This is a genomic window from Waltera intestinalis (assembly GCF_009695995.1).
In the GTDB taxonomy this organism is placed as follows: Bacteria; Bacillota; Clostridia; order Lachnospirales; family Lachnospiraceae; genus Acetatifactor; species Acetatifactor intestinalis.
In genome coordinates, this window is the sequence record NZ_VUMU01000044.1 from 1 (window position 1) to 1,096 (window position 1,096).

The window sequence follows — 1,096 nt, forward strand, 5'->3', positions numbered from 1 at the left end:
GTAAATCTTCAACCACTCGTACCTTATAATACTACCACATTCATGAGATAATTGCTCCAAATATTTTCGTGTCGATTGCGCGATTCGCGCAATTCGAGCGATTACTTAAGGAGGACTCTCATGAACAACAAACAAAAACTTCATCAGATTAAGCTTACACAGTGGGCCTCACGCTTTCAGGAACAGGCTGCCAGCGGACTAACCGTAAAAGCCTGGTGTGCTGAAAACAATGTCACCATCCACACCTACAATTACTGGAAGCATAAATTAAAGCTGGAATACGTCGATTCCCTGCTTCCGGCTGAGCATGACATCGTAGCACTCACACCGGATCTTTTGCAAACATATCCTAACAAGACACCTGTGTTTTGCCAGTTGCACGATTCGCTTAAGTCGCACGATTTACACGAACACAATACTCTGAGCATTACCTGTGGTGATATCAACATATCTGTCGGTCCTACCGTTTCGGAAGAGAAACTTCTTCTACTCATTAAGGCGGTGCGCTATGCTTAGAGACGCTGACCCTAACTACTTCAAAGGTATCTATATCGTTTGCGGTTACACCGACTTACGCTTTGGTATTGATTCCCTTGCTGCCATTATTGAACAGAAATACCAAAAAAGTCTATTTGTCCCTAACACCCTGTTTCTTTTCTGCGGAAAATCCGCTTCCAAGATTAAGGGGCTGCTTTGGGAAGGTGATGGCTTCCTGCTTCTTTACAAACGTGTGGAATCCGGTCATTTCTCCTGGCCACGCTCCTCAGACGAGTTACGCTCCATGAATGCGGAACAATTTAGTTGGCTGATGCAGGGATTCTCCATTGAGCCGGTCATCCGGGATGTGTTTCCCTCTCAGTCTGCTTAATCTGTATAAATTTTCATTGTGCAAAACAGAGAACTTTTTATCGTTTTCTCTGCCACTTTATTTTGTGCTGTGCACAGCTTTGAACCCCTTTCTGTCTCTGCACCAAAAGACTTTCAAAGCTCTGTACGGCACTTCTTCTTTCTTTTTGCCCTGTTTTTTTTCGCTTCTTCTTTTGTCATATACGCACGCTCATCCATAGGCATTTTCACGATTCCCCACTCCCCGAAA

General features: G+C 44.2%; 2 protein-coding genes. Both read left to right on the forward strand.

The window, feature by feature from the left end; translation table 11 throughout:
- Positions 1 to 120 precede the first annotated feature (120 nt).
- Positions 121 to 516: an IS66 family insertion sequence element accessory protein TnpA gene (gene tnpA, locus FYJ59_RS13850; protein WP_154498935.1), complete on the forward strand. Its 396-nt coding sequence runs from the start codon at positions 121 to 123 to the stop codon at positions 514 to 516.
- Positions 509 to 868, forward strand: a complete 360-nt coding sequence (gene tnpB / locus FYJ59_RS13855) for an IS66 family insertion sequence element accessory protein TnpB (RefSeq protein WP_154498947.1) — start codon at positions 509 to 511, stop codon at positions 866 to 868. Before tnpA ends, tnpB begins: the two co-directional genes overlap by 8 nt.
- Positions 869 to 1,096: the final 228 nt, after the last annotated feature.